This is a genomic window from Neisseria sp. P0013.S005 (assembly GCF_051958425.1).
Taxonomy (GTDB): Bacteria; Pseudomonadota; Gammaproteobacteria; order Burkholderiales; family Neisseriaceae; genus Neisseria; species Neisseria subflava.
Genome location: NZ_JBQCVL010000001.1, coordinates 16,001 through 39,991, shown reverse-complemented (window position 1 = coordinate 39,991; position 23,991 = coordinate 16,001). Strand labels below are relative to the sequence as shown.

25 protein-coding genes and 1 pseudogene are annotated in these 23,991 nt (G+C 46.7%); 20 read left to right on the top strand and 6 right to left on the bottom strand.

Translation table 11 applies throughout. From position 1 onward, the window contains the following. Window positions 1-66 precede the first annotated feature (66 nt). The 10 genes and pseudogenes from hisA to ACTHTA_RS00155 all read left to right on the top strand — a co-directional run. Window positions 67-804, top strand: a complete 738-nt coding sequence (hisA, locus tag ACTHTA_RS00200; protein ID WP_308887866.1) for a 1-(5-phosphoribosyl)-5-[(5-phosphoribosylamino)methylideneamino]imidazole-4-carboxamide isomerase — start codon at window positions 67-69, stop codon at window positions 802-804. 178 nt (window positions 805-982) lie between these two features. Then, window positions 983-1,300 carry a hypothetical protein gene (locus ACTHTA_RS00195; RefSeq protein ID WP_003684447.1) on the top strand — a complete coding sequence of 106 codons (318 nt, stop codon included), beginning with the start codon at window positions 983-985 and terminating at the stop codon, window positions 1,298-1,300. A gap of 40 nt (window positions 1,301-1,340) precedes the next feature. Beyond that, the gene (gene hisF / locus ACTHTA_RS00190) at window positions 1,341-2,108 is read left to right on the top strand and encodes an imidazole glycerol phosphate synthase subunit HisF (protein WP_049329534.1); all 768 of its coding nucleotides are present in this window, start codon (window positions 1,341-1,343) and stop codon (window positions 2,106-2,108) included. Between the two features lie 44 nt (window positions 2,109-2,152). Next, a complete protein-coding gene (gene hisI, locus ACTHTA_RS00185) occupies window positions 2,153-2,560 on the top strand; it encodes a phosphoribosyl-AMP cyclohydrolase (protein ID WP_063075327.1) in 408 nt (135 codons plus the stop codon). Between the two features lie 32 nt (window positions 2,561-2,592). Next, window positions 2,593-2,916 (top strand): phosphoribosyl-ATP diphosphatase, encoded by a 324-nt coding sequence (locus ACTHTA_RS00180; RefSeq protein ID WP_003679440.1) that lies wholly within the window; start codon window positions 2,593-2,595, stop codon window positions 2,914-2,916. Window positions 2,917-3,034: 118 nt separating this feature from the next. After that, a complete protein-coding gene (locus ACTHTA_RS00175) occupies window positions 3,035-3,358 on the top strand; it encodes a histidine triad nucleotide-binding protein (protein WP_049329536.1) in 324 nt (107 codons plus the stop codon). Window positions 3,359-3,393: 35 nt separating this feature from the next. Beyond that, window positions 3,394-3,597: a Sec-independent protein translocase subunit TatA gene (gene tatA, locus ACTHTA_RS00170; RefSeq protein WP_003679438.1), complete on the top strand. Its 204-nt coding sequence runs from the start codon at window positions 3,394-3,396 to the stop codon at window positions 3,595-3,597. Between the two features lie 3 nt (window positions 3,598-3,600). Then, window positions 3,601-4,263 (top strand): Sec-independent protein translocase protein TatB, encoded by a 663-nt coding sequence (gene tatB / locus ACTHTA_RS00165; protein WP_440364304.1) that lies wholly within the window; start codon window positions 3,601-3,603, stop codon window positions 4,261-4,263. 15 nt (window positions 4,264-4,278) lie between these two features. Further along, window positions 4,279-5,055: a twin-arginine translocase subunit TatC gene (gene tatC, locus ACTHTA_RS00160; protein WP_049350975.1), complete on the top strand. Its 777-nt coding sequence runs from the start codon at window positions 4,279-4,281 to the stop codon at window positions 5,053-5,055. A 145-nt stretch (window positions 5,056-5,200) separates the two neighbouring features. Continuing rightward, window positions 5,201-5,551, top strand: a pseudogene (locus ACTHTA_RS00155) (gluconokinase, GntK/IdnK-type); the annotation flags it as partial. Between the two features lie 56 nt (window positions 5,552-5,607). On the opposite strand, the gene dtd reads toward ACTHTA_RS00155, so the two are convergent. The 6 genes from dtd to ACTHTA_RS00125 form a co-directional block, all read right to left on the bottom strand. Beyond that, window positions 5,608-6,069 carry a D-aminoacyl-tRNA deacylase gene (dtd, locus tag ACTHTA_RS00150; RefSeq protein ID WP_049329571.1) on the bottom strand — a complete coding sequence of 154 codons (462 nt, stop codon included), beginning with the start codon at window positions 6,067-6,069 and terminating at the stop codon, window positions 5,608-5,610. Window positions 6,070-6,165: 96 nt separating this feature from the next. Further along, a complete protein-coding gene (locus ACTHTA_RS00145) occupies window positions 6,166-6,930 on the bottom strand; it encodes a peptidylprolyl isomerase (protein WP_308887869.1) in 765 nt (254 codons plus the stop codon). 44 nt (window positions 6,931-6,974) lie between these two features. After that, window positions 6,975-7,847 carry a peptidyl-prolyl cis-trans isomerase gene (locus tag ACTHTA_RS00140; protein WP_308887871.1) on the bottom strand — a complete coding sequence of 291 codons (873 nt, stop codon included), beginning with the start codon at window positions 7,845-7,847 and terminating at the stop codon, window positions 6,975-6,977. A gap of 51 nt (window positions 7,848-7,898) precedes the next feature. Next, window positions 7,899-8,171: a BolA family protein gene (locus tag ACTHTA_RS00135; RefSeq protein WP_049329542.1), complete on the bottom strand. Its 273-nt coding sequence runs from the start codon at window positions 8,169-8,171 to the stop codon at window positions 7,899-7,901. After that, window positions 8,168-8,458, bottom strand: a complete 291-nt coding sequence (locus ACTHTA_RS00130) for a YciI family protein (protein ID WP_004519663.1) — start codon at window positions 8,456-8,458, stop codon at window positions 8,168-8,170. Before ACTHTA_RS00130 ends, ACTHTA_RS00135 begins: the two co-directional genes overlap by 4 nt. Further along, window positions 8,458-8,991, bottom strand: coding sequence for a septation protein A (locus ACTHTA_RS00125; protein WP_049350972.1), 534 nt, complete (start codon window positions 8,989-8,991; stop codon window positions 8,458-8,460). The genes ACTHTA_RS00130 and ACTHTA_RS00125 overlap by 1 nt, the downstream gene beginning before the upstream one ends. A gap of 353 nt (window positions 8,992-9,344) precedes the next feature. Here ACTHTA_RS00125 and ACTHTA_RS00120 point away from each other — a divergent pair, with 353 nt between their 5' ends. From ACTHTA_RS00120 to ACTHTA_RS00075, 10 genes are all read left to right on the top strand, one after another. After that, on the top strand, window positions 9,345-11,330 hold the full coding sequence (locus ACTHTA_RS00120; RefSeq protein WP_440364309.1) for a FimV/HubP family polar landmark protein: 1,986 nt from the start codon (window positions 9,345-9,347) through the stop codon (window positions 11,328-11,330). A gap of 225 nt (window positions 11,331-11,555) precedes the next feature. Next, window positions 11,556-12,401 carry a tRNA pseudouridine(38-40) synthase TruA gene (truA, locus tag ACTHTA_RS00115; protein WP_440375723.1) on the top strand — a complete coding sequence of 282 codons (846 nt, stop codon included), beginning with the start codon at window positions 11,556-11,558 and terminating at the stop codon, window positions 12,399-12,401. A 312-nt stretch (window positions 12,402-12,713) separates the two neighbouring features. Next, window positions 12,714-13,775 carry a trimeric porin PorB gene (gene porB / locus ACTHTA_RS00110; RefSeq protein WP_283121771.1) on the top strand — a complete coding sequence of 354 codons (1,062 nt, stop codon included), beginning with the start codon at window positions 12,714-12,716 and terminating at the stop codon, window positions 13,773-13,775. A gap of 415 nt (window positions 13,776-14,190) precedes the next feature. After that, complete coding sequence (locus ACTHTA_RS00105; RefSeq protein ID WP_440364302.1) at window positions 14,191-16,539, top strand: 4Fe-4S binding protein; 2,349 nt, start codon at window positions 14,191-14,193, stop codon at window positions 16,537-16,539. Between the two features lie 108 nt (window positions 16,540-16,647). Beyond that, window positions 16,648-18,615 carry a TAT-dependent nitrous-oxide reductase gene (nosZ, locus tag ACTHTA_RS00100; RefSeq protein ID WP_049350970.1) on the top strand — a complete coding sequence of 656 codons (1,968 nt, stop codon included), beginning with the start codon at window positions 16,648-16,650 and terminating at the stop codon, window positions 18,613-18,615. 198 nt (window positions 18,616-18,813) lie between these two features. Further along, window positions 18,814-20,175, top strand: coding sequence for a nitrous oxide reductase family maturation protein NosD (locus tag ACTHTA_RS00095; protein WP_431768184.1), 1,362 nt, complete (start codon window positions 18,814-18,816; stop codon window positions 20,173-20,175). Between the two features lie 59 nt (window positions 20,176-20,234). Continuing rightward, window positions 20,235-21,128 (top strand): ABC transporter ATP-binding protein, encoded by an 894-nt coding sequence (locus ACTHTA_RS00090; protein ID WP_049329549.1) that lies wholly within the window; start codon window positions 20,235-20,237, stop codon window positions 21,126-21,128. Beyond that, window positions 21,125-21,955 carry an ABC transporter permease gene (locus ACTHTA_RS00085; protein ID WP_003684339.1) on the top strand — a complete coding sequence of 277 codons (831 nt, stop codon included), beginning with the start codon at window positions 21,125-21,127 and terminating at the stop codon, window positions 21,953-21,955. The genes ACTHTA_RS00090 and ACTHTA_RS00085 overlap by 4 nt, the downstream gene beginning before the upstream one ends. Beyond that, entirely contained in the window at window positions 21,952-22,446 is a 495-nt protein-coding gene (locus ACTHTA_RS00080) for a nitrous oxide reductase accessory protein NosL (protein WP_070632491.1), read from the top strand. Before ACTHTA_RS00085 ends, ACTHTA_RS00080 begins: the two co-directional genes overlap by 4 nt. Before the next feature lie 119 nt (window positions 22,447-22,565). Further along, a complete protein-coding gene (locus tag ACTHTA_RS00075; protein WP_308186500.1) occupies window positions 22,566-23,591 on the top strand; it encodes an FAD:protein FMN transferase in 1,026 nt (341 codons plus the stop codon). The last annotated feature ends 400 nt before the right edge of the window (window positions 23,592-23,991 follow it).

Below are 23,991 nucleotides of genomic sequence, written 5' to 3'. Positions count from 1 at the left end.
AACATAAATCTACTAAAAATCGCTAATTTGTGTAAAATATACTGAAATTGAGTAGAGGAGAAAAAAATGCTGTTGATACCTGCCATTGATTTGAAAGAAGGACGCTGTGTTCGCTTAAAACAAGGCTTGATGGAGCAGGCGACGGTGTTTTCCGACTCGCCGGCAGAGATGGCGTTGCATTGGCGCAATCAGGGCGCACGCCGTTTGCATTTGGTCGATTTGAACGGCGCATTCGCAGGCGTTCCTCAAAATTTTCCGGCGATTAAAGAAATTTTGGCCGCAGTGGCTAAAGATATTCCGGTACAGCTTGGCGGCGGTATCCGTGATTTGGGCACGATTGAAAAGTATTTGGATTTGGGTCTGACCGATGTGATTATCGGTACTGCCGCGGTAAAAAATCCTGAATTTGTGCGCGAAGCATGTAAGGCATTTCCGGGTCAGATTATTGTCGGCTTGGATGCCAAAGATGGGATGGTGGCGATAGACGGTTGGGCAACGGTAACGGGACACCATGTCGTCGATTTGGCCAAGCGTTTTGAAGACGATGGTGTCAACAGCATTATTTATACCGATATCGGCCGCGACGGCATGATGAGCGGCGTGAATATCGAGGCTACCGTCAAATTGGCTCAATCAGTGAATACCCCGATTATCGCTTCCGGAGGTTTGACGAATTTGGACGATATCCACGCATTGTGTGCCGTTGAAAAAGAGGGTGTGAGCGGTGTGATTACCGGCCGCGCAATTTATGAGGGAAGTATTGATTTCGCACAGGCACAAAAACTGGCCGATTCTTTGGCTTGACCTAAAGTGCGTTTAATTATGCAGATTAAGGCTTTGCAAGGTGTAACAGCGCAGGAGTTGGCGCATAGCTGAAAATACCTTCAAAAGCGGCATTTTGCAAAGTCCTTAGACTTAAAATCTGTCTGAAATAATTATAAAAAACAACTCACTCAATATCTTATTTTATTAAGGGATTGGTATGCTTGAAGCGTTTGTTTTGGGTTTTTGGATTATCTGGTCATCCGATCGCGAAGTGTATCCGCTAAGCGAAAGTTTGTGGTTTACACTGATTGCAGTGATACTACGGCAGCTGACGGCGTTTGATTTGCCGATTATCGACACCTATTGGATGATTTTCAATGGGATAGTGTGGGCATTTGCCGGTTTGATTTTTTCCATAGTCGGCCGCATCGACAGCAATTTCATCATCTCCTGCATTTTGGCAATGATAGCGGGGATTGGTTATTTTCAGCTGTTGCAACATTTGCCGGATTGGTTGAGCAAATTTTTGGCCTGACGGTTTCAGACGGCCTGATAACGGATAAGAGGTATTGAGTATGGCATTGTCAAAACGAATAATTCCTTGTCTGGATGTAAAAGACGGTCGCGTGGTAAAAGGTGTCAACTTTTTGGGTTTGCGCGATGCAGGTAATCCGGTTGACGTTGCCAAACGCTACAACGATGAAGGCGCGGATGAGTTGACCTTTTTGGATATTACTGCTTCCAGCGACAATCGCGACACTATTTTGCACGTTATTGAGGCAGTCGCTTCACAAGTTTTTATTCCATTGACGGTCGGCGGCGGCGTGCGTACGGTTGCTGATATCCGTCGTCTGCTTAATGCCGGTGCCGATAAGGCCAGCATCAATACGGCCGCTGTAACCAATCCTGATTTGGTAAACGAAGCAGCCGGTTTTTTTGGTTCGCAAGCGATTGTTGTAGCCGTCGATGCCAAAGCGGTCAACCCTGAAAACACCCGTTGGGAAATCTTTACCCACGGCGGACGTAATCCGACCGGTTTGGACGCGGTGGAATGGGCTGTCGAAATGCAGCGGCGCGGTGCGGGCGAAATTTTGCTGACCAGTATGGATCGGGACGGTACCAAGCAAGGTTTCAACCTGCCTTTGACACGCGCGGTCAGCGAAGCGGTCGATATTCCGGTTATTGCTTCCGGCGGCGTCGGTTCGGTTCAACATTTGGTGGACGGCATTAAAGAAGGAAAGGCCGATGCGGTATTGGCCGCCAGTATTTTCCACTTTGGCGAAGCGAGTATCCGCGAAGCGAAACTGACCATGCGCGAAGCAGGAATCGAAGTGCGTTTGTGATTGCTATCCAAAGGCCGTCTGAAAAATATGGGAGAAAGACGCACATGTCGAATATAAACGAAACGCTGCTGAATGCCGTAAAATTTGATGAAAAAGGTTTGGTTTGCGCCATTGCCCAAGATTGGCAGACACGCCGTGTGCTGATGGTTGCCTGGATGAACGCCGAAGCCCTGCAAAAAACCGTAGAAACCGGTTTTGCCCACTATTACAGCCGTTCCCGCCAAAAACAATGGATGAAGGGCGAAGAGTCCGGACATACGCAAAAAGTACATGAATTGCGCCTGGATTGCGATGGCGACGCAGTCGTCATGCTGATTGAACAAAACGGCGGCATTGCCTGCCATACAGGGCGCGAAAGCTGTTTTTACAAAGTTTGGCAAGACGGCGCATGGCAGACAGTCGATGCCGTGTTGAAAGATGAAGAAGCAATCTACGGACATAAACATCCTTAAGGCCGTCTGAAAGAAAATAAGAGAAACCGACCATGACCGATACTATCCTTACCCAAATTCAAAACGTCATCGATTCGCGCAAAGGCGGAGATCCGGATGCTTCTTACGTTGCCCAACTGCTGCATAAAGGCGAAGACAAGATTCTGAAAAAAGTCATCGAGGAAGCAGGTGAAACCTTGATGGCCTCTAAAGATGGCGGTGGCGAACATTTGGTTTACGAAGTGGCGGATTTGTGGTTTCACACCATGGTTTTATTGGCGCATCACGGATTGCGCGCTGAAGATGTGGTCAACGAGCTTGCGCGCCGTCAAGGTTTGTCGGGATTAGTGGAAAAAGCTTCTCGCAAAGAATCTTGAATTTATATTACAATCCCGTACTTGACCTGTTTCAGAATCCGTCTCTTGGGGCAAAAACGATTTCCCTTTTTTGGTCGAAACCCGTCACGCCTGTTTTCAGACGGCCATTGGAGCCATTATGGATAATTGTATTTTTTGCAAAATCGCAACCAAAGATATTCCGGCACAAACCGTTTACGAAGACGATGAGATGCTTTGTTTCAAAGACATCCGTCCTGCCGCGCCGGTGCATCTGCTGCTGATTCCGAAAGTGCACTTCGATTCACTGGCACACGCAACCGCCGAACATCAAACCCTGTTGGGCAAAATGATGTTGAAAGTTCCTCAAATCGCCCATGAGGCTGGTTTGACCGACGGTTTCAAAACCCTGATCAACACAGGCAAAGGTGGCGGACAAGAAGTCTTCCACCTGCATATCCATATCATGGGTACGCCTGCATAATTATTATCTATTTTTAACAAATTCAAGGATTTATCATGGGTAGCTTCTCTCTCTGGCACTGGATTATCGTACTGATTATCGTCGTTTTGGTATTCGGTACCAAAAAATTGCGCAACGTCGGCAAAGACCTCGGCGGTGCAGTACATGACTTCAAACAAGGCCTGAACGAAGGTACAGATGGCAAAGATGCCAAAAAAGACGAAGTCATCGAACACAAAAAAGACGAAGACAAAGCATAATCCATGTTTGATTTCGGTTTGGGCGAATTGCTGCTGGTTGGCGTTGTCGCCCTGATAGTGCTTGGCCCCGAACGTCTGCCGCAAGCCGCGCGCACGGCTGGGCGTTTGGTCGGCAAATTGCAAGGATTCGTCAACAACGTCAAGCAGGAGCTCAACACTCAGGCTGAGTTGGACGAATTGCGCAAGGTGAAGCAGGAATTTGAAACCGCCGCATCTGAGTTTCGCGACGGTATCAAAGACTTGGGCAACGATGCACAAAAAAATCTGAGCGATATTTCAGACGGCCTCAAGCCGTGGGAACGCCTGCCCGAACAGAAAACGCCTGCCGATTTCGGTGTGGATGAGCTTGGCAATCCTTTGCCTGATCTGGCTTCAAAAAGCACTGAGAATGAAAGTGCAATCCAAGCTTCTGAGCAGGGTGGGGCAGTGCAAACCCAAGAGCTTGTCGAGGCTGAAAATGCCGAATCCGAGCAAGACCGCGCTTGGCGTGAGTATTTGACGGCTTCGGTTTCACCTGCTCCTGCGGTAGAAGTCAGCTATGTCGAATCCCCTGTTGCCGATGTTCCTCCGCCGCATACGACTTCTTTGCGTAAGCAGGCGATGAGCCGCAAACGCGATATGCGCCCGAAATTCCACGCCAAGCCCAAACTGCGCGTCCGTAAGTAAAAAGTGAGTCAACCGGTGTCCGAACCTCAACACGAACAACCCGTCCAACCGCTTATCGAGCATCTTCTCGAGCTGCGCCGCCGCATGATGTGGATCGTCATCGGTATCGTCGTCTGCTTTTTGGGCATGATGCCGTTTGCCCAGCAGCTCTATACCTTTGTTGCCGAACCATTAATGGCCAATCTGCCTAAAGATACCAGCATGATTGCAACCGATGTGATCGCGCCGTTTTTTGTGCCGGTCAAGGTTACTCTGATGGCGGCATTTCTACTGTCGTTGCCGCACACGCTGTATCAAGTTTGGGCGTTTGTTGCCCCTGCCTTATACCAAAACGAAAAACGCTTGATTACGCCGCTAGTGTTGTCCAGCGTGACGCTCTTCTTCGTTGGGATGGCGTTTGCCTATTTTTTGGTATTTCCCGTGATTTTCAAATTCTTGGCCGGTGTAACCCCTGTCGGCGTCAATATGGCGACCGATATCGACAAATACCTGTCCTTTATTTTGGGCATGTTTGTCGCATTCGGTACGACGTTTGAAGTGCCCGTCGTTGTGGTGTTGCTTGCAAAAATGGGCATTGTTTCGACTGCACAGCTTAAGAATGCGCGTCCGTATGTGATTGTCGGTGCGTTTGTCGTGGCCGCAATCATCACGCCACCTGATGTAATTTCTCAAACCCTGCTTGCTGTTCCGCTGATTCTGCTCTACGAAGCAGGCATTTGGTTCAGCCGCTTTGCCAAAGTGAAAACGCAGCAGGAAGATGAAGATACACCGCAACCACCGGCAGAAGTTTAAGAATTAAGGCCGTCTGAAGAATTTTTCAGACGGCCTTTGTATCATGGCACTTCAGTTTTTAAGAAAAAGTATGATGGATGTTTGGGGAATCGTACAAAAACGCTACAGCCCCAAATTCTTTTGATGTGACTAAAAATTTCGACCTTACCCATGGCTGGGCAATTTGCGTGACTGGATGACGGAGCAGGCAAAAAATGGGGAAAAATATTCCATTGTTACTTGTTCCGCACTCAAACGCCAATACCGCGATATTCTGCGTGGTGCAGAAGGGAAGGTGGCTTTTATCCATCTGACCCCGCCTCAAGCAATCAATCTTGAGCGTATGCTGTCGCGTCAGGGGCATTATATGAAAGCCGGAATGCTGGATTCTCAGCTGGAAATTTTGGAAGAGCTGGGTGCTGATGAGTACGGTGTCAAAATCGACAATCCGGGTTCGCCTGAAGCCGTTGAGGCAGATATTGTGAACTGGGTGAAAGCGCAAGGCTTGATTGAGTAATGATCAGAAATGGAAAGGCCGTCTGAAATATTTCAGACGGCCTTTTTTGATGGAATTTAGAATGTTTTTTGCGAATCAAGCAATAAGGTAACCGGCCCATCATTGCAAAGGGAAACCTGCATATGGGTTTGGAATCTGCCGGTTTCGACAGTCAATCCATGTTCGCGTAGAAGTTGTGCGGTGTATTGATAAAGTTTATCCGCTAGTTCTGCGGGCGCGGCATTGGAGAAAGATGGGCGGCGGCCGCTGCGCGCATCGGCGTAAAGGGTAAACTGGGAAACCAGTAATATCGAGCCGCCGACATCTTTGAGCGATAAATTTAATTTTCCGTTTTCGTCTTCAAAGATACGTAGGTTGGCGGTTTTATCCGCAATGTATTTGGCGTCCGCTTCTGTATCGGTGTGGGTAACGCCGAGCAATATCATAAATCCGTTGTTGATTTCGCCGCAGGTTTCACAGGAGTTTTCGGACAAAACGTCAACTTTGGCTTGGGTAACTTTTTGGATAACAGCGCGCATAATCTTGTGTGAATAAAAGGAGTTGTAAAAAAGGGCGTAAGATACGCCCTCTGAGTTCAAATATAGTTTCAGACGGCCTGAAACCATTGAATTAATTTACGGATTAATGCCGTTTTCTTTCAAGATACGTTCGATCTGATTCTCGACTTTTTGTCGTTTGACAGCTTGGGCAATCTGATTGCGTACCAGTTCGAAAGGTTCGGCATTAGGATTACGCTCTACGGCGCTGAGTTTAAACAGATAAAAACGGTTTCCCATCTGAATCGGCTCATGCGTTACATCACCTCGGTTCATGTCGGCAAAAGAGGTAGCCAGTTGAGGCGAAAGCTGCTGCGGAGAGATGAAGCCGTCGAACTCTTGTTCGGGGTTGGGATAGCGTTTCATCAGCTCTTCAAATGACAAGCCTTTGAGCAGCAGTTCTTGCGCTGCGCGGACTTCTTCGGCTGAAGCAAAGCTGACTTGTTGCAGCTTGATGATGCGTGTTTGCTGGTCGTAGAAACGGCGCAATTCGGCATCGTCAACCGCGGTTTGACGTTCTAGATAAGCAGCGTATTGGTTGGCATAAAACTCAGCTTCCACATTTTTAAACTGATTCTGTATTTCTGCATCTTTATCCAAACCAGCCTTGATGGCTTCATTTTTCAAAACTTCCAAAGTCTGCAAACGTGTAACCACATCTTTGCGGATTGCCTGACCATCGGGTTTGGCAGTCTGGTTGGGATGTTGATCGGCCTGTCTTAATACTTCGGCGACCATGCTGTCGATACGTGCAGGATCGATTTCAGGTGCTTTGGCGGTTGCCAAGCCGACGGTCGATAGGGCGAGGATAGCCAAAACGGCAGTTTTGGGCTTGATGTTCATGTGAGTTCCTTATTGCCCGCCGTTATCACGGCGGGCATGTTATATTATTTGTTGACTTTGATGCTGGCTTTTTTCAGTAATGATTGAATGGCCGCATCAACACGGGCTCCCTGTAAGTCGCTGCCAATCTCGTTTTTAGAGGCTTCGTAAGAAGGAACGGTAACATTACGGCGGTCATTGACATAGAAAACAGCGTACAGATTACCGTTTTGCAGAGGCGTTTTAGTGTGCGCACCTTTTTTCAGGTCTTTGACAGCAGCGTAAAGCGGAGGCGCTGATTCTTGCAAATCTTTAAGCGGAACATAAGCTTTAGGGATGCCGCCGGCTTTTTTGGCCGCTTCGTCAATTGAGTATTGGTTCAATACCGAAACAAAGCTTTTTTTCGCATCCAAATCGGCAATGGCTTTTTGGGCATTGCTGCTGCTGTCGGTTAAGATTTCGCCCAGTTGGACTTCCTGAGTACCTTTGTAGAAGTTGCTGAAGTCGTTGTAAGCGGCTTTGACATCTTTTTCTTGAACAGGATATTGACGGACGATATGCGCCGCGAAAGCTTGGCCTAGCAAATCATTTTCGAAAACTGCCCATTCGGTTTTGAATGTGGCTTTTTTATCTGCGCCTTGCTTGGCGGCATCGGCACGCGCTTGCTCCAATGCAGCTTTGAATTCAGCGCTTTGATCCAGTTTTAATTTTTTGGCTTCTTGGGTAACAACAGTGCTGATAATTTGGCGTTCAGTCAGCATTTGACGCAATTCAGGAGTGTCTTGAACGTTCGGGTTGCTGGCGCGTACGGAAGCAACTTGGTCATCGATAACGCTGCTGTCGATGGCTTGACCGTTGACGGTTACCAAAGTTTGGGCAAACAGTGTGCCGGAAGTCAGGGCAAACATCAAGGCTGAAGCAAAGTAGGTTTTTTTCATCGTATTTCTCATTTAAATTAATGATTGGAAATCAAAGTTTGGGCAGTAATCTTAATGGAAGTATTCGTCCGGCGTGGCCGCTTTGATACTGAGTGCATGAATCAGGCCGTCTGAAAACAAGTCCTGTAAAAGCTGCTTAATCATACGTTGCCGCTGGAGGCGGCCAATGTTTTCAAATGCGTTGCTGACCACCACTATGGCGTAATGCCCGCCGCCTTTATTACCGGCATGGCCGGCATGCAGATGGCTTTCATCTTCAAAATCGAAGAACTCAGGCTCAAGCGTTCGCAGGCGTTCCTCGATAATTTGACGAATATTGCTCATTTGAACACGGCTTTAAAGGGTTTAATCAATACTTCTGCGTATACGCCGGCATCAACGTAAGGGTCTTGTTCTGCCCATTCTTGTGCAGCGTCCAAAGATTCAAATTGAGCCACAATCAGGCTGCCGGAAACACGTTCCGGATTATCTGGTAGAGGATTGGGGCCGGCAGTCAGCAGACGGCCTTGCGCTTTCAATTCTTCTAAGCGTGCCAAATGAGCAGGGCGGGCCGCCATGCGTGCTTCGTGGACATCTTCGGCATCAGTGGCCAAAAGCATGAAATATTCCATTATTGATCCTCCTTAGGCTGGAAACGCATCAGATACATACCCTGTGCGATGGAAAAAATGATTGTGAAGCCCAATGTGCCGAACAGTTTGTAATTGACCCATTGGTCTGGAAAATACGTAAAGACAAAGAGGTTGGCCGCACCCATAAAAATTAGGAAGCCAATCCATGCATAAGTCAGGCGTGTCCATACAAAATCAGGGAGCTGCATTTCTTTGCCCATGACGGCTTTAAGCCCGTTTTTACCGGCCAGGTGGCTGAACAGCATGACGATCGCGCCGATCCAAAACAGAACGGTTGGTTTCCACATGATAAAGCGGTTGTCTTTCAGCAGAATCGTTGCACCGCCAAAAAAGACAATCAAAATCAGGCTGACCCATTGCATGGTGTCCAGCTTGCGGTGTTTCCAAAAGGTCAGCGCAGCTTGGGCAATACCGACGATAACCGCAACAGTTGTTGCGGCAATCATGTCTTTGGTGATGATGTATGTGATGAAAAATAAGAATACGGCGAATAAGTCGCTCAAAATCTTCATATATTAATGATGAAACTAATTGAGTAAATGCTAATCATACAGGGAGATGTGTTTTTTTGCACGTTTCACCATGACTTTAATATCGCACATATTTATATGAAATATTTGTTTTGGGTTGGCGAAATTTGTAAAAAAGAAACACAAGCATGCAAAAGTAATAGATTTGCTAAGGAATTTTAGGCTGAATAGCCTCTATTGCTTGGCAGGAATGGGTTAAAAATATATCATGACGTAATATCTAGTAAATATATGGTTAAATGCGTGCACATTGGTTAGTACCATAATTTCCGAACAGGGGATCAGTTTTGAAAAAACATCACAATATTAAATTAATTACAGCTTCTATTGCTTTAATGACATCGCTCAGTGCCTCTGCAGGTTTGGGCGGCTTGAATGTTCAATCTCATTTGGGTGAGCCTTTTACAGGCAGTATCACTGTAACTGGCGAGGAAGCTCAGGCTCTGCTTAATGGCGGTAAGGCCACTATTTCAAATGGCAATTTGCGCGCAGCGGTACGCAAATCAGGCGATAAGGCAGTCGTTACCATCCGCTCTTCTAAAGCCATCAAAGATCCTGTTTTGGTTTTCCAAGTAGGTGTTGGCGCGCAATCGCGTGAGTACACCGCTATTATCGATCCGGCCGGATATGATTCTAAAGATGCTGCATCTGTTCGTATCCGTCCGGTCACTGAATCTCAATCTTCCGAGCCGACACGCAATGCCCAACAGCCTGCAACTAAAAACAATAAAGCAGCAGGTAATCAGACAGCTCGAGCGCGTAAGGATGTACAGCGTAAGGCTGAGAAAAAACAAGTTCAGACGGCCTCTGCTAAAAACGACACGGCTGCACGTTCAGGCAGGCAGCATTTGGTGCGTACGGGTGAAACCCTGATTGCCATCGCGTCCAGCATCCGTCCGCAGGGTATGACCTTGGATCAAACCATTCAGGCTTTGGTAAATGCCAATCCGGATGTGTTTATTGATAATAATGCCAACCGTATGTTGGCAGGTAAAGTACTGAATATTCCAAACCGTAGCGAATTGCAACGCTTGGCTGTGTCTGCTCCTGCTAAAACCAATACAGCGACAGAGAAAGGCAATGAAGCCGCCAATGCAACAGAAGCTAAAACAGAAAAACCTGTTGTTCAGCCTGAGGCTCAAACTGAAGCCCAGGTTAAAGATGCTGGTGTAAATACACAGCAACAGGAAGAAGTGAAACAAGCTTCAGCTGAACAAGCAGAACAAGCAGCATCTGCAGCGGTCAATGAAAACACCGCATCGACTGTTCCTGCATCTGATGGTCAAGAAGCTATGGCTTCTGATGCTCAAGAGAATGTAGTGGCTTCTGAGCCTGTTGCAACCACGGATTCTGTCGCGGAGCAAACAGAAAGCGAATCAGACGGCAATTTATGGAAATGGTTATTGGCAGGCGGTGCAGCCCTTATTGTTGCTTGGTTGTTATTGAAAGCTGCCGGTAAACGTAATGACGAGCTGGAAGAAGCACCTGTAAGCCGTAAGGATGAAGAGAAGGTTGTACAGAAAAATGTTGCTGCTTCAGCTGCTGCGGTTGCTGCAACTAAAGTAACGCCGTCTGAAAAAACTCAAGACGGTCTGTTTATCGAAGATGATTTCGAAGATGATGTGGTTATCAATGAAGTAGAAGAATCTTCCAATATCGATGATGTCAAACTTGATTTGGGTAAGATTGACAATAGTCAGGCAGGTATTCTTTCAGGTGCAGTAACGCATGATGTTGAGACAGAGCAACGCCGCCATGCTGATTGGGATAGTATCGAATCAACAGAAAGCGTGTACGAGCCTGAACCAGAAAATCCGTATCAGCCAGTATCGGTTGTTATGCCGGAACGTAAAGAAGAGCAGGTAAATACATTTGCTGAGTTTGATTTGGCGGCAGAGAAAAAAGTCTCCGAGTCAAGAAATGAAGAGCCACTCGAGTTTACGGTAGAAACCCCTGAAGCTTCAGACAGCCATGTGCTGCCATTCGATGTCAAGCAAGATCAAGACTTGCAAATTCAAGAAATCAAAGAAGAAGTAGAGAAAGAAGAAGCTGCTTCTGAGTTTGTGATTGAAGAAGGTGCATTGGAATGGGGAGCTGAAGATGTTTCAGTGGCTGCCGATAAAAGCAATAGTGAAAGAGGCTTTGTTTCAGAATCAGTCGGCATGACTGCACCGCTTGAAGCCAAATATGATTTGGCTAAGATGTATATCGAAATCGGTGATCCTGAAGCGGCTCGAGAAACATTGCAAGGGCTGATTGAAGAGGCTGAAGGCGATATTCTGCATAAAGCCCAAAAATTGATGAAAGAACTTGGCGCATAAGTGCCAGTCAAATGAAGATGCCGTTTCAGACGGCATCTTTTTTATGGTAAATTAAAAAGCAAGATTTTGTCTGAGTCTATGATTGGTTGGGTAAGATTTCAGCTTTATATGATGGTTGAAGATAAAGGCCGTCTGAAATACATGAGAGGCGTGTGTTGATCACTCCTTTTTAATATTTGTTGTTTGAGCGTAGGCAACAATATCAATTTACAAGAAGTATAAGAAATGACTGAACAAGCAAATACAACAGGGCATCTGATGCAGCGTTGGGCTTTGACCCTCTCTTATGACGGTAGCCGTTTTTATGGTTGGCAAAAACAGGCTGGAGATTTGCCAACTGTTCAGACGGCCTTAGAGCAGGCGTTGTCTTCAATAGCAGGGGAGCAAATTAATACTATTGTTGCGGGAAGGACGGATACAGGTGTGCATGCAACTGCCCAGGTAGTGCATTTTGATACATCAGTAAGTCGTCCGGAGCAAGCATGGGTGCGTGGCGTCAATGCACATTTGCCTGATGGTGTTGCTGTGTTACTTGCGCAAAAAGTTGCATCTCATTTTCATGCCCGATTTGATGCTTATGGCCGCCATTATCGTTATTTATTGGAGTCTTCACCGGTTCGTTCTCCATTATTGGTTGGCAGAGTAGGATGGACGCATTTGAAATTAGATGTAAATCTGATGAGGCAGGCTGCTGCCTTATTGGAGGGTGAGCATGACTTTTCTAGTTTTCGAGCGGCTGAATGTCAGGCGAAATCTCCTATAAAAACACTATATAGGATAAGTATTAGTGGAACTTCTCGCTATCTGTGCCTTGATTTGCATGGAAATGCATTCTTGCATCATATGGTGCGCAATATTATGGGTGCATTGGTGTATGTGGGAAGTGGCAGAATCAGTGTGGATGAGTTTGAATCGGTCTTTCATGCAAAAAGTAGATTGAAGGCTCCGCCAACGTTTATGTCGGATGGTCTGTATCTAACAGGTGTTGACTATCCTGATAAGTTTGGGGTGACACAACTATCTTTGCCCGAGTGGATGAGCGTTCTAGGTAATGATTTTCAGACGGCCTAACTGCGGATTGTTGGTATAAAAGCAACAAAATAGCGTGATTGATGTGTAAACTGATAAAGTGTTGTAAAAATGCAAATATTGGTTTTAAATAAATTTATCATTGATTTTAAATAATAAATTTCTACTTTTGGGGTTGTCTCTACCTTTATTTGGTTTCTGCGGTAGTGGGGGGAGTTGAATAAAGTTTGTTTTTTTAGAGAGGAACAATTATAGTGACAGTCATGGAATCGCTGATTCCAGCGATAAAGTAAGCCTAAGCGGATTGTCCGGTCTGCTTAAGTTATTTCTTCACAATAGAAAAGGAATACAGCAATGAAAAAATCTCTGATTGCTCTGACTTTGGCAGCTCTGCCTGTTGCAGCTATGGCTGATGTGACTCTGTACGGTCAAATCAAAGCTGGCGTGGAAGTTTCTAAAGTAAAAGAGGGTAAGACTTCTTCTAAAACTGCTACTGAGATTGCTGACTTCGGCTCTCGTATCGGTTTCAAAGGTCACGAACACTTGGGTAGCAACCTGAATGCTATTTGGCAAGTTGAACAAAACACTTCTATTGCCGGTGGTAACTCTGGTTTTGCTAACCGTGAATCTTTCATCGGTTTAGAAGGTGGCTTCGGTAAAGTTCGTGTCGGTAACTTGGATACTACTCTGAACGAAAGCAGCGACAGCTTCGACCCTTGGGAGTCTAGTGATGCTAACGCAGATGCTCTGCAATTGGGTAAAATCAAACGTGTAGATGGTCGCAAAGTATCTGTACGTTACGATACCCCTGTGTTTGGTGGTTTCAGCGCAAGCGTTCAATACCAGCCTCGCGACAATGCCAACCCTGGCGATAAATACGATCACGCTGTGAAAACCCGTGCGTCTTACGATTTGGGTCTGAACTACGAAAACTCTGGCTTCTTTGGTCGCTATGCTGGTTCTTTCGCTAAACATGCTGTCTTGGATGCTGGCTACTTGGATACATTCAACGGCAACACTACCTTGACTGCTGGTACTTACAAAGATCACCAAGCACACCGTCTGACTGCTGGTTACGATGCTAACAACCTGATGGTTGCTGTTGTGGGTCAATACGAAGGCTTCAAAGAAGATGTCGCAAATGCTAAGAAAAACGAACGTGTTGAAGTTGGTGCAACTGCGGCTTACCGCTTCGGTAACGTAACTCCTCGTGTTTCTTACGCTCACGGTTTCAAAGCTAAAGAAAAAGGCGTGAAACAAGAGAACAGCGTTTACAACCAAGTTATCGTTGGTGCCGACTACGACTTCTCTAAACGCACTTCTGCCTTGCTGTCTGCCGGTTGGTTGAAAGAAGGTAAAGGCGACAATAAATACGAGAAAACTGCTGGTACTGTTGGCCTGCGTCACAAATTCTAATCTGACTTAAGATTAGTCTGAAAAAGAGCCTGTTTTATACAGGCTCTTTTTGTTTTTGCAAGAAATGTATTTTGTCATTGCAGGGGCAGGTTAAAGTATCTTCGATATTCGGTTTCAGACGGCCTATGAAAATTTAAGTCAGGTTATATTCTATTTAATATATGCTAAATGAAATTTTAGAAATTGTTTTGAGTATTATTATAAATAAGTTAACGATATTGAGATGGTTATTGGATTGAGTTGATTTTCCTATATTTCATGTCTACTAATAAAAGATTTATTTTTATAGTTCTAAAGTATTATTAGCATGTGGAATTTGGTTTTAAGATTTGTAAATTTGATTTTAATCAAATTATTGCCGATAGATGATTCATATAATATAAGTGTTTAGAGTATCGATATATCGGGAATAGCCATGTCCTGCCTTGAAGTAAAGTGTTTAAGTGGCATTTGGAAACGAATCCTTGTGCTTTTTGCTGTGTTTTCTATGATGATAGTAAGCCTGCCTGCTTACGCGGAGCGCTTGCCTGATTTCTTGGCAAAAATTCAGCCTTCTGAAATTTTTCCTGGTGCTGATCGCTACGGCAAACCTGAAGGTAAGCCTTTGGTTGCTCGTGTATATAAAGGCGAAGAGCAGCTTGGTCTGGTTTATATCACGACTGACGTGGTTAATACGCGCGGTTATTCGAGTAAGCCGATTGATACGATGATCGCCTTGGCCAATGATGGCACTATTGCGGGAGCAAAATTGGTTGAGCACCATGAACCAATTATGCTGATCGGTATTCCGCAATCCCGAGTCGATAAATTCATTGATAAATATATTGGCTTAAATTTTATTAAAAATCCTCCGCAGCCTGGCGTGGCTCCCGCGGATATCATCAGTGGTGCGACTGTAACGTTGATGGTGATTAACGACAGTATTCAGCGTTCTGTCAAATCGGTTATTCATCAATATCATTTGGGTACTGATAAAGCGACTCAAGCCGGTGCTGCTGCCGCTTCTGGTGAGCAGGCTGCAAATGAGCCTGCGGTTCAAACCCGTCCCCGTCGTGCTGTGAATCCTGATAAACAAGACATTCAGTCTTGGAATGCGTTGTTAGAACAAAAAGCTGTTGGTCATCTGCATATTTCTGTTGATGATATCAACAAATTATTTGAAAAAGGCGGTAAAGCCGGTGTTGCAGATCATGCAGAGCAGGGTGATGGTAACGATACATTCGTTGATTTATATGTCGCTTTGGTCAGCCAACCTTCTATCGGTAAAAGCCTTTTAGGTGAGGCAGGTTGGAATAATCTGCAAAAACGTTTGCAACCAGGTCAACAGGCAATTATGGTTGCTGGTGAAGGCCGATACTCTTGGAAGGGCTCAGGCTATGTGCGTGGCGGTATCTTTGACCGTATCGAAATGATTCAGGGCGATACCAGCTTCCGTTTTACCGATGCACAACATGAGCGTGTGGTTGCTTTGGCAGCGGAAGGTGCGCCTGCATTTAAAGAGGTTTCTTGGTTTACTATCCCTGAAGGTGTGGAATTTGATGCTGCCGAGCCATGGCGTTTACAACTGATGATTCAACGTGTGTTGAGCGTTAACGATAAAGCTTTCGTAACTGCAGATTTGGATTACGAATTGCCAAAAGGCTACTATGTCGATGATCCAAAAGCACCACCTGTTGAAATCAGCGCGCCGGTTGAGCAAGTTGCGGCTGTAGCTTCAGCTCCTGAAAGTACGGGTATTGCCGAAGATGCGACTGCCGGTGATGATGGTGTTTCCAACCAACTTTGGAAACAGGTTTGGAAAGCTAAACAAGGTCAAATTATTGTTGTCGGTATTGCTTTGACAATTCTCCTGTTGGTATTCCTATTCCAAGACTGGATTGTACGTTACGAAAAATGGTATGACCGTTTCCGCCTATGCTTCTTGACATTTACCTTGGTTTATATTGGTTGGTATGCGCAAGCACAATTATCGGTTGTCAATACGCTGACCTTGTTCTCCGCAATTTTGACTGAGTTCCACTGGGAATTTTTCCTGATGGATCCGCTGGTGTTCATTCTGTGGCTCTTTACAGCGGCGACCATGCTGTTGTGGAACAGGGGTACGTTCTGCGGCTGGCTGTGTCCTTTCGGTTCATTGCAGGAGTTGACCAATCGTGTTGCTAAAAAACTGGGCGTAAAACAAATTACTGTGCCACATTTGTTGCATACGCGCCTGACAGCCATTAAATACGTCATCTTCTTCGGTTTGCTGGCTATTTCCCTGTACGACTTGGGCACTGCTGAAAAATTTGCAGAAGTTGAACCTTTCAAAACCGCAATTATTCTGAAGTTTATGCGCGAATGGTGGTTTGTATTGTTTGCTGCAGCTTTGCTGATTGCCGGTTTGTTTATCGAACGTTTCTTCTGTCGTTATCTGTGTCCTTTGGGTGCGGGTATCGCATTGCCGGGTCGCTTCCGTGTGTTTGACTGGCTGCGCCGCTATAAAATGTGTGGCAACCCTTGTCAGATTTGTACACATGAATGTCCGGTTCAGGCCATTGCACCAGAAGGCGATATTCATCCGAACGAATGTATCCAATGCCTGCATTGCCAGGTAATGTATCACCACGATACACGTTGTCCTCAAGTAGTGGCAACGAATAAGAAAAAACAAAAGCAAGCGGCGGCAAAATCTGAGCAGCATGATGCGGCAGCAACGCAAAAGGCTCAAGAACAAGTTGTTCAGTTTGTTAAAAAAGAATCGGCAATTAGTGTTGATAAGTAGTTATTTATAAAAAAAAGAGGGCTGTATCGGCAGCCCGACTTAGAAATTTTTTCATCGGCAGGCCGTCTGAAAAAAATCGGCCGCCGGATTTTATCCAAGGAGTGTCGTATGTCAGACGAAAAATTAGAACAAAACGGCTTAAGCCGTCGTTCATTCTTAGGTACTGCCGCTGCTTCCGGTGCAGGCATTGCCGGTGCCGGTTTGTTGGGCTTGGCCGGTTGCTCTAACGGTGAGGGTGATAAAGCTGCTGCTTCTGGCGCAGCTCCTGCTGAAAAAGCAGCTGCTCATTCTGCCGAGCCGGGCAAAATGACTTCCGAAGTGGGTCCAGGTGAACTTGACCAATACTACGGTTTCCTCTCAGGCGGTCAATCAGGCGAAATGCGCTTGATCGGTTTGCCGTCTATGCGCGAACTGATGCGTATCCCTGTATTCAATATGGACAGCGCTACCGGTTGGGGTCGTACCAATGAGAGCTTGAAAGTCCTCAACGGAAATATTACCGAAGAAACTCGTAAATTCTTGCAAGACAGCGGTTTGCGTTGCTACCCTAACGGCGACTTGCACCACCCACACTTGTCTTTCACCGACCAAACTTACGATGGCCGTTATGCTTACGCCAACGATAAAGCAAACACCCGTGTTTGCCGTATCCGCTTGGATGTGATGAAAACCGATAAAATCATTGATATTCCTAATGCTTCAGGTATCCACGGCCTGCGTCCGCAACGTTATCCGAAAACCGGTTACGTTTTTGCCAACGGCGAGCATATCGTTCCTGTTGACGGCGTAGGCAAATGGGATGATCCTAAAACTTGGAATGCCGTTTATACCGCAATTGACGGCGAAACCATGGAGATCGCATGGCAAGTTTTGGTAGACGGTAACTTGGACAACGGCGATGCCGACTACCAAGGTAAATACTCTTTCTCTACCTGCTATAACTCTGAGCGCGCTCTGACTGTACAAGGTGCTTCTTCTAACGAGCAAGACTGGTGTGTAGTATTTAACCTGGCTGCTATCGAAGAAGGCATCAAAAAAGGTGACTTCAAAGAAGTTAACGGCGTGAAAATGTTGGACGGCCGTGCAGAAGCCAACTCTCCATACACCCGCTACATCCCTGTGCCTAACTCTCCTCACGGCTGTAACGCAAGCCCTGACGGCAAATACATCATGCTCAACGGTAAACTGTCTCCAACCGTTACCGTATTGGATGTCAGCAAACTGGACGATTTGTTTGCAGGCAAAATCAAAGAGCGCGATGTTGTCGTAGCTGAGCCTCAACTGGGTCTTGGCCCTTTACACACTGCATTTGACGGTCGCGGCAATGCTTATACAACATTGTTTATCGACAGCCAAATGGTAAAATGGAACATCGATGATGCGATTAAAGCGTACAAAGGCGAGAAAATCGATCCGATCAAACAAAAACTGGACGTTCACTATCAACCTGGCCACAACCACACTACCATGGGCGAAACCAAAGAAGCCGACGGTAAATGGTTGGTGTCTTTGAACAAATTCTCCAAAGACCGCTTCCTGAACGCAGGTCCTCTGAAACCTGAGTGTGACCAATTGATCGACATCTCCGGCGATGAAATGCGTCTGGTTCACGACAACCCGACTTTTGCAGAACCGCACGACTTCTGTCTGGTTTCCGCTTCCAAAGTGAACCCAAGCAAAACTTGGGACCGCAAAGACCCATGGTTCTGGAAAGATGCTTTGGAACAAGCGCAAAAAGACGGCGTTGAGTTGGAAAAAGCCGCTAAAGTCGTACGCGAAGGCAACAAAGTACGCGTGTACATGACTGCCGTTGCGCCTGCATTCAGTATCCCTCAATTTGAAGTGAACCAAGGCGACGAAGTGACCGTATACGTGACCAACGTTGAGACTATTGAGGACTTGACTCACGGCTTCACTTTGGAAGGCTACGGTATCGCTATGGAGATTAGCCCGCAAGCGACATCTTCTGTAACCTTCAAAGCAGTCCGTCCAGGCGTACACTGGTACTACTGCCAATGGTTCTGCCACGCATTGCACATGGAAATGTCAGGTCAAATGATTGTTAAACCAAAATAATTTTGGTTTGATGATTTAATCCTTTAGGCCGTCTGAAAAGACATTCTTTCAGACGGCCTTTATAGCAAAGCTGTTTGTCAGTCAATATGTCAATGAAATATAAACCATCATCAGACAGCTTTGCTATAACATCAAAATACCTGTTTCTGCATATGTTTATCATGTAGGAAACAGGCCGTCTGAAATTGAGATATGATTATGACGCATACACCATCCCATCGTTCCAAATGGCAACGTGCCGCATTCGTATTGCTGTTGGGCAGTATGGTTCAGACGGCCTTTGCCACAGTCATCAACGTATCCGCACAAGACAATCTCAATGATGCTTTAGCGCGCGCCCAAGCCGGCGATACGCTCAAGCTTGCCTCCGGTACATACAAGACCAAACTTTATATCGACAAACCGATTACCATTGAAGGTCCGGCCGACCGCTCCGCCAAGATCGTCGGTGATAGGAGTGGGCGCACCATTGCCGTTCATGCGCCTGACGTGACCCTGCGTAATCTGACTGTTTCCAATTCAGGCTTGAGCCTGCCGGCCATGGATGCAGGGATTTATCTTGAGGAGACGGCTCCGCGCGCATTGATTGAACACAATAATGTCTTGGACAACTCTGTCGGCGTGTACATCCATGGAGCGGCAGAATCGATGGTGCGCGAAAATAAGATTGTCGGGGAAGCTACATTGCGCGTGAATGAGCGCGGTAATGGCGTAACGGTTTGGAATGCGCCGGGTGCGCAAGTAGTCGACAACGATATTTCCAAAGGCCGTGACGGTATTTTCTCCAATACCAGTACAAACAATACCTATAAAGGCAATCGTTTCAGCGATTTGCGTTTTGCAGTACATTATATGTACACCAACGACAGCGAGGTTAGCAACAACATCTCCGTTGGCAACAATATGGGCTATGTGTTGATGTTCTCAGAGCGTCTTAAAGTGTATGGCAATATCGCCGTGGGCAGCCGTGACCAAGGTATCATGCTCAATTACGTCAACTATTCCGATATTAACGACAATATTATCAACAAAGCCGGTAAATGCGTATTCGCCTATAACGCCAACTTCAATAAAATTTTTGACAACCATTTTGAAAACTGTCAAATCGGTATTCACTTTACCGCGGCCATTGAAGGCACAAGCCTGTTCAATAATTCGTTTATCAACAACGAAAGCCAAGTCAAATACGTCAGCACCCGTTTCCTTGATTGGGGAGAGGGCGGACGAGGCAATTATTGGAGCGACAACAGCGCATTCGATCTTGATGGCGATGGTTTTGGCGACAACGCCTATCGACCGAACGGCATCATCGATCAAATCATTTGGCGCGCTCCTGTGTCCCGTTTGCTGATGAACAGTCCTGCCGTCAGTATTGTCAAATGGGCGCAATCACAGTTCCCCGCTATTTTGCCGGGCGGCGTCATCGACAGTAAGCCATTGATGAAACCGATCAGCAACAAAACAAGTACCAAATACGAAGCCATGAAGGATGAGCTGTTGCACGAAGCCAATACGCGCCAATCCAATTGGAGTAATGCCGAAAACGGATCTTTGAATTAAACATGTTTTCAGACGGCCTTTTGAATGAGGCCGTCTGAAACGGCACAAAGGAATTATTCATGACCAACCACGTCGAATTAAGAAACGTGACTAAACAATTCGGCAGTCAAAAAGCCGTCAACCAAGTCGATTTAGTCCTCAAAGCAGGCGAAAGCGTCGGCATGGCAGGGCATAACGGTGCAGGCAAATCCACCATCATGAAGCTGATACTCGGTCTGATTACGCCGACCGAAGGTGAAGTCATGTTACTGGGCGAGCGTACCGGCAGCAAGGCAGGCGCACTGCTTCGCAGTCAAATCGGCTACCTGCCTGAAACCGTCGCGCTTCATCCTTCATTGACCGGCATTGAAACCATGGATTTCTATGCCAAGCTGAAAAAACAGCCCTTGAGTAAAAACCGTGAGTTGTTGGAACGCGTCGGCATTTCTCAAGCGGCACGCCGCCGTGTCAGCACTTACTCCAAAGGTATGCGCCAACGTCTCGCTTTGGCACAAGCCTTATTGGGCGAGCCTAAAGTCTTATTGTTTGACGAACCGACCACGGGCCTTGATCCGGCTTCACGCCAAATGTTTTACGAAGTCGTGCGCGAGCTGAATGGACGCGGTGCAACCGTATTGCTCAGCACGCACGCGCTTGCCGAACTCGATGGCCACGCCGACCGCATTATCGTCATGAAAAATGGCGTGAAAGTTGCCGATGGCAGCATGGATGAGCTGCATGTCCAAAGTGGTTTGCCGTTGACCGTCAATGTCCGTTTAAAAGAAGCGCGCCCGTTGAGCGAGCGTTGGCAGCCGCTTTCAGACGGCCTGTCGTATAAAGCGCAATGTAAAGCCGAAGAACGTATGGGACTTTTGAGCGAATTGGGTGATTTGGGCAACCTTGCCTATATCGATATCCATACCCCGACACTTGACGATATGTACGCACAATTCTTAAAAAGGGAAGACGTATGAACCCCGTTTGGATTATTACCGGCAAAGAAGTCCGCGACAGCCTGCGCAACCGTTGGGTCCTCGCCGCCGCACTCCTGCTTGCCGCGCTTGCCCTGTCATTGGGTTTCCTGGGCAGCTCGCCCACCGGCACAGTCAAAGTCGATCCGTTGACCGTTACCGTTGTCAGCCTCTCCAGTCTGTCGATTTTCCTGATTCCGCTGATTGCGATGTTGCTCTCTTATGATGCGCTGATTGGCGAAATCGAACGCGGCACGATGGCGCTGTTGTTGAGCTATCCGATTTCGCGCAACCAAATCCTTGCCGGCAAATTTATCGGCCATCTCATCATCCTTGCCCTTGCCACCACGGCTGGCTACGGATTGGCGGGCATTACCCTCCAGCTTGCCAACGGCGGCTTTGACCTTGCCGCATGGAAGCCTTTTGCCCTCCTGATTGTTGCCAGTGTGATTCTTGGTGCAGCTTTTTTGTCTATGGGTTATTTGATCAGCGCGAAAGTCAAAGAACGCGGTACCGCCGCCGGTATCGCCATCGGCGTATGGCTGTTTTTTGTGGTGATTTTCGATATGGCGCTTTTGGGTATTTTGGTTGCCGATACTGAACAAGTCATTACCGCGCCTGTTGTGGAAACCATTCTCTTGTTCAATCCTTCCGACATTTACCGTCTGCTCAACCTGACCGGTTATGAAAACACCGCCATGTACGCAGGTATGGCCGGTTTGAGCGATCAAATCAGCCTGACTATGCCGGTTTTGCTGACGGCGCAGGTATTATGGGTTATCATTCCCTTGGTCTTAGCCGCCTGGATTTTCGGAAAGAGACAAATATGAGAAAAATATTATTTACAGCATTCACCATCCTTGCTTTATCTGCTTGTAGCAAACAGGAAAATACTCCTCCGCCTGCGCCCCAACAAATCAGCGACAGCGCAGTCGGTCATTACTGCAGCATGAATTTGACCGAACACAACGGTCCTAAAGCGCAAATCTTCTTGAACGGCAAACCTGACAAACCGGTTTGGTTTTCCACCATCAAGCAGATGTTCGGCTACACCAAGCTGCCTGAAGAGCCTAAAGGTATTAATGCCATCTATGTTACCGATATGGGTAAAGTCAAAGATTGGGAAAAACCCAATGCCGACGCCGAATGGATAGATGCGAAAAAAGCCTATTATGTCATCGAAAGCAGCTTTATCGGCGGCATGGGTGCAGAAGACGCGCTTCCGTTTGCCGACAAGGCTCAGGCTGAAAAATTCTCCAAAGAAAAAGGCGGCAGAGTAGTCGGTTTTGCAGAGATGCCCGACGAATACATTTTCAAATAAAACAATCAATAAAAGGCCGTCTGAAACAGTTTCAGACGGCCTTTGTGTTGGAAGCTGCCGATTGATGATTTAATGAATGCGGCTTTCAATGTAAAGATAAAAAATCCAAGGAATACTTTATGTCCACCCCTTTAACGCGCCGCCGTTTCCTTGCCATCGCCGCCACATTTGCCGCCGGTGTTGGCATTCCTTTTGCCATCAGCCGCAAAACCAATCAGCCGACTCATTCGGCCAGCCAGAATCAAGAAGAGCAGCCAGTTATTTGGAGAGGCATTGCATTGGGTTCGGGCGCGGAATTGCGGTTGTTCGGCGTTGAGCGCAAGCAGGCGGAAATACTGGTCAACAAAGTATTGGCGGAAGTTTCACGATTGGAAAAAATATTCAGCCTGTATCGGGACGACAGCCTGATCAGCCGTTTAAACCGAGAAGGCCGTCTGAAAAATCCGCCATCCGATTTTTTGCAGCTGCTCAGCATCAGCCGAGATATCCATCAGCTGACGCAGGGTGCATTTGATCCCAGCATTCAGCCATTGTGGAATCTGTATGCCGACCATTTCAGGCGAAACCCCAAAACCGAAACGCCGCCATCCGAACGCAGTATCAAAGACACGCTCAAATTAGTGGATTTCAACAAAATCGATTTTGATACCAAAGAAATCCGTTTTGCCCAAAAAGGCATGGGCTTGTCGCTCAACGGCATTGCGCAGGGCTATATCACTGATAAAGTAGTCGAATTGTTAAAGCAGCAAAGCGTTACCCAGGCATTGATTGATATGGGGGAAATTTACGGCTTTGATAATGCCAACCGGCGCGAGTGGAATGTCAGCATTCGCAATCCCGACCAAGAAGACCAGATCCTGACCACCATTGCCATGAAAAACCAAGCCTTTGCCACATCGGGCGGCTATGGCACGGTAATGGACGAAGCTGGCAAATTTACCCATCTTTTTGATCCTCGTACAGGCGGAAGCCAACCGCGTTATAAAAGCATGAGCGTCATGGCGGAGAGTGCGGCGGTTGCCGATGCCTTTTCTACAGCGTTCTCCATTATGGATGAGGCGGCCATCCGTACTGCGGCTCAAGTTAAAAAGGCACAGGTTTGGCTGGTGATGCCGAATAATGAATTGAAGAAGATTGGAAGTTGAGGAGAAGGGCGGCCTTGCCTGCGATTTTGACTATGTGTATAGGGCAGGGAAGGCTTGATTGCTGAAAAAATGGAAGATAAAAAAGAAGGGCTGCCCAAGGGGGCAACCCTGAAACTCTTGCAGCTGGGAGTAATTAGCAAGAGATTACGACACTTAAAACAAAAATTCACTCATTTCAAAGCACGAAGCTTTAATATCTAAGCAATACGGTATTTCGACCGCTCAAACCCCTTCGATACGGAGAAACACAACATACTATAGGAAAATCCGACAAAGTGGTTTGAAGCAATTCAGATGAACGGTCTTTAATGCAGATAACCGGATGTCTTTAGATGAGCGGTATAATATCAGGATAAGCGGAACATTACTAGTGAATATTATAAAAAAGTAGAATAATTCA